Genomic DNA, 5,112 nt, shown 5'->3' on the forward strand with positions numbered 1-5,112 from the left:
GAAAGTATTGTTGAAGCGCTGAAACAGTTGGTGGCTGCAGCAGAATACTATTGTTTTCGGGGGTTACCCGATCAAAGTCTTCTATATCCATCAGTTGCTTTTGCTATCGAGAGTGTTCAGTTCAGTCTCGGCAAAGAGCACTGGAGTCAACAGAGGGTCTCCGATTCTCCTCTACTGATGGGAGCTGATGCACTGACTCTCAAACGTCTGGATGATTGGCCTGAGAAATGGCCCGATGAGTTTAAGTTAAAAGTTGGCCGCAATGACACTGTGCAGGATGTTGGAGCGGTGCATCAAATTCTTGATCGGATTCCAGCCCATGTAAAACTCAGGCTCGATGCGAATCAAAGGTGGTCTATTGATGAGGCTATAGGTTTTGCAAGACAGGTGCCTGTCAGCAGAATCAGCTATATCGAAGAGCCTACACCGTATTTTGAAGAATTCCCGCAATTATTCCGGGAAACCGGTATGGGTTATGCGCTGGATGAAACATTGCAGGGGTCGGCAGTCAGCGCGAGTCTCTCAGAAATGAATAGATTCAGGGCTGAAGACGGGCTCAGAGCTGTTGTATTGAAGCCAACCCTGGTGGGAGGTGTCTCCCAATGCTTGTCCATGGCTAACCGGGCCAGGAAGAAAAAGGTCAGAGTCGTTTTTAGCTCATCCTTCGAAAGTGCCCTGGGACTGAGCCTTATTGAACAACTCAGTCTTCAGTGTGACCCAGAGGAATGTCCTGGTCTTGATACCCTTTCTGCTTTTCAAAACCCCGGATTTTGTCATTTGCCTGAGTATGGTCAGCGTCTGTCTTCAGATTTGCTCAACGCCATGGAGAATGTATGGAGTTATCGTTCTGCCCTCTGAGAGAGTGGACACTCAGAGATCCTCAAAAGGTTGCTGTCAGAGTGAATGGTCAGCTTGTAACCCGGGCTGAGCTGGATGCAAGGGTAGAAACAATCCGTGATGCTTTCTATAGTCAGGGCGTCAGGAGAGGTGATCAGATTCTGGTACCGTTAACCTGTGCCTGGGACTCGGTGATATTGATTATTGCCTGCTTGAGAAGCCAGTGGGTCTATTGCCCGGTCAATCCGCAGATGCCTGCTGAGCAGAAGACAAAGTATTGCCGGAAGATTGGCGCTCAGTGGGCGCTTAATGAAGGGTTTGGAGAGATACCGGGTCTGGAATGGCCCACCCTCCGGGATCAATCTAAAGTAGCGGATGCCCGCCTGATCATTGAGCCAGAAGCTATGTTTGATCTGATTGCGACTTCAGGCACTACCGGTGTGCCCAAAGCCGTCAGTCATACTTTCTCGAATCATGTTTACAGTGCAAAAGGTTCTCAATACTGTACGCCCCTGACAGAGCATGACGCTTGGCTGTTGTCTCTGCCTCTGTTTCATGTTGGCGGTTTTGGCATTGTTGTTCGTTGCTTGCTCGCAGGTGCCGAGATAGTCGTAGACACGCAAAAAGTGCCATTGCAGCAATTGCTGGTGGAGCAACGAATTACCCATGTGTCGTTGGTGAATACTCAGCTGCGCCGATTGCTGGTAGAAGGAGCCGATTTGCTGGATGAGACCGGGCTGAAATACATTCTTTTGGGTGGAGGCTTTGCGTCTCCAGAGTTGGTATCTCAGGTTCAGGAAAAAGGTATCAGGATTCTAACCACTTACGGTATGACAGAGATGAGTGCCCAGGTCTGTACCGGAACCCCTCAATTTATCAGCTCGGGAGTGACATCAGGTGAGCCATTACCCTATCGGGAGCTGACCATAGTTGCTTCCGGAGAGATTCTGGTCAGAGGTAAAACGTTATCTGCAGGTTATTTTGAGGATGGCAACATTATTCCGATCGTCGATGGGCAGGGTTGGTATCACACAGGCGACCTTGGGCAGTATTCTGGCGATCAAATAATGGTCATTGGTCGTATGGATAACATGCTGATCTCTGGCGGAGAGAACATCCATCCCGAAGAAATTGAAAAGGCTCTACTCAGCATTGACGACATCACCATGGCTGTTGTGGTATCTGTAAGGAATGATGAATATGGGCAGAGGCCTTTTGCATTTGTACAAACCGAATCAGGTTCACTGAATGAAGTATTTACAAAACAAAAGCTTGCAGGCATTATCAGTCGGTTCAAGATTCCTGATATGATTCGCTTGCTCCCGGCTGAACAGATGCCCGCCGGCCTCAAGCCCAATCGTCGAACCCTGGAAGCGTTAGCAGACAGGCTTGCAAATCCTTAATCGTATTTAACTGATTACCGTCGCTATCTGACCCAGACCAAGGCATAATGCTGGCAACGAGCGGTGATAATTGAAGTGTCTGATGAAAACAAAAGATCAAAAAAACATCCGTGCATTCATCGCTGTCAGGATTCCGCTGGAGCTTGCAGCTACACTGCACAAGAAAGCACGACACCGAGCCGGTGATGTGCTTCAGCACAAGCTTCGCTGGATGGTACCACAACAGCAACACATAACACTGCGCTTTCTGGGTGAGTGTGACGAGCGGAGTCTTGAGCAGTTTTCCAGTTATATTGGAGATTCCCTGGCAAATGTTCACGGATTCGACTGTATGACCGGGTGTTTCGAATTTTTCCCTGATGCACACAGACCCCGCGCGCTGGCTCTGAATATACACTCAGGCCAGCAGTTGAATACACTGTCCCGAATTTGTGAAGAAGGCGCCCTTATGTGCGGAATGCGTCGTGAAATGCGCAATTTCCGGCCTCACGTCACACTGGCTCGTTTCAAACAGCATCATCATGTGACTCATAGTCATTTTTTCAATATGCCCAGTTACCGTATGACGGTCAATGAAGTGGTATTGATGAAGAGCGAAACAACGTCAGAAGGCACACATTACTCTGTAATGAAAGTATTCGCTTTGCAACCTCTGGCTAACTCAGCCTGACACCAGACTTAAACAGTTTGAATTAAGTGGAAACCCTGCGCTTTCGTTGAAAGGCAGGGTTTTTTGCTATCCAGCTCAGCCTGACCTAAAAAAACATGCGCAAAAATACACCAGAAACCGGATGGTCGCTTAAGAAGTTAATTTTATAGTGGTGATACTTTTTGCTCATTCAGTCTTGTTTAGCTTATTAATCTATAAAAATATTTTATTAAAGTTTTATACTTTGTTTTTAATTCTTAAAACAAAGTATTTCACTGTTGTAAATTGTTCTTGTCGGGTATAAATTATGCCGCGTCAAACAGGTGTCTCAATCGCTTGAGGTCCAGCGGCCTGTGCCTGGCAACCAAATAATTTTTTTCAGAACTTTTCAGACTTTTTCTGATGTGACTTACGTCAGAGGTATTCTATTGTCTGCATTCAGGGGGAGTGATATGTCAATTAAGCGCGAAACACTGGCAGATACATTTGCCCTGATCAGTTTTGGACTGGTTGTTGGATTGCTGGTTGAAATTCTGGTGGCCGGGTTGACTATTGAACAATCCCTGCAATCTCGTTTGATGAGTATTCCAGTTAACATGCTGGTTGCCCGTCCTTATGGTATTTATCGCGATTGGGTAATGAGCTACTGCCATTTTTTCAAATCAGGAAAAGTCGGAGATACAGTCCTGGATATAGTGGCGTTTGTTTCTTTTCAGATTCCGGTTTACGTCGGGCTGGTTGCGGCCACGGGTGCAACATTAGAGCAGATTATCACTGCTTGTCTGGGTCAGATAGGCGCTTTAATGTTGATGGCTCGTCCCTATGGCGTTTATATGCAGCTTTGTCGTAACTGGTTTGTATCAGTTGGTATGAAAGCTGCCTGATACTACTTATTCTTGTAAGTGATGTCCGAAATTTTGCCTGCAAAATAGGTGTTGCTGGTTACAGAGACTTCCTATTTTCTAACTATCTGGTTATAGTTCCCCCCAGTTTACCCGAATGTGTTGTATGGGTTTGCCTGTTATAACTCCGCCAATAGCGGAGTTAGACAGTTCCGGTTGCCTCTTTATTATACAATTGCAGCGTCGTCCGGTGGATCCCGGATTCGCACAATTTCCGCCTTGGTCGTTGCGCGAGTGTATAAAAAGAGTGTTTGCCAAAAGGCGAATGTGCACCTTTCAGGTCCCGAAGCTTTGATTAGATCTTTCTTGTCTCCAAGGCCGTAAGCCCGTTGTATTCAAGAGCGACAGGATTGGCAAAGCACGAATAAGAATTAGATGAAAAAGCAGTCATCAATAAAAGAATCGGCTGATAAACGATTAACCGGACAATCGCTTTTAAAAGTTTTTCGTTTATCAGAGCAGCTATTAACAAACGACTGTGTTTTCACAATGAATTTGAGGGGGGGAGCATGTCCTTATTGGAGGTCAATGACCTGCGTATTGAATTTCCTTCACGTCACGGTGTTGCAGTGGCCGTAAAGGGAATGTCTTTCACGGTTGCCAGAGGTGAGATTCTGGGCCTTGTGGGAGAGTCCGGAGCCGGTAAATCCACGGTTGGTAATGCTATTATTGATTTGCTCAGTGCCCCCGGTCGTGTGGCAGGTGGTGAAATCAGGTTGAATGGTGAAGTCATTTCAGGCCTTTCTGGAGAAGCCATTCGTAAAGTGCGTGGCAAACGAGTTGGATTTATTTTTCAGGATCCAATGACTTCATTAAATCCGCTTCTGACCATTGAAACCCAATTAGTTGAAACCATTACCGAAAACCTCGGATTAAATCCAGCTGATGCTTTTATCAAAGCAATCGAGATGCTGAGCGCCGTAGGTATTCCGGAACCGGAAATCAGAATCAAGCAATACCCCCATCAATTCTCTGGTGGTATGCGTCAGCGGGTAGTTATTGCAATTGCTCTGGCTGGTGAGCCCGAATTAATTATTGCTGATGAGCCCACTACTGCCCTGGACGTTTCCATTCAAAATCAGATTCTTGATTTGATTCGTGAACTCTGTAAAGAGCGGGAAGTCGGCTGTGTATTGGTAACCCATGATATGGGGGTCATTGCAAACGTTACCGACCGCGTTGCCGTGATGTATATGGGAGAATTGGTGGAGATTGGCGAGCCCGGCAAGATTCTGCAAAACCCTGAACATCCTTATACACAGAGTATGATCAGCGCTGTTCCAAGAACCGATGTCAAACTGCACCGTTTTCCTCGGGTCGA

5 protein-coding genes are annotated in these 5,112 nt (G+C 46.6%); all 5 read left to right on the forward strand.

Annotated features, from left to right (window positions below; translation table 11 throughout):
- The coding region (gene menC / locus KDK19_RS23515) for an o-succinylbenzoate synthase (protein ID WP_257293072.1) at window positions 1–858 on the forward strand (858 nt) is incomplete at its 5' end.
- On the forward strand, window positions 834–2,240 hold the full coding sequence (gene menE, locus KDK19_RS23520; protein ID WP_257293073.1) for an o-succinylbenzoate--CoA ligase: 1,407 nt from the start codon (window positions 834–836) through the stop codon (window positions 2,238–2,240). The genes menC and menE, both read left to right, overlap by 25 nt.
- Window positions 2,241–2,322: 82 nt before the next feature.
- On the forward strand, window positions 2,323–2,910 hold the full coding sequence (thpR, locus tag KDK19_RS23525) for an RNA 2',3'-cyclic phosphodiesterase (protein ID WP_257280011.1): 588 nt from the start codon (window positions 2,323–2,325) through the stop codon (window positions 2,908–2,910).
- Between the two features lie 431 nt (window positions 2,911–3,341).
- A complete protein-coding gene (gene alaE, locus KDK19_RS23530) occupies window positions 3,342–3,773 on the forward strand; it encodes an L-alanine exporter AlaE (protein ID WP_257280010.1) in 432 nt (143 codons plus the stop codon).
- A gap of 527 nt (window positions 3,774–4,300) precedes the next feature.
- A partial coding sequence (locus KDK19_RS23535; RefSeq protein WP_257293074.1) for an ABC transporter ATP-binding protein occupies window positions 4,301–5,112 on the forward strand: 812 nt, incomplete at its 3' end.

This window comes from Endozoicomonas sp. ONNA1, assembly GCF_024606325.1.
In the GTDB taxonomy this organism is placed as follows: domain Bacteria; phylum Pseudomonadota; class Gammaproteobacteria; order Pseudomonadales; family Endozoicomonadaceae; genus Endozoicomonas_A.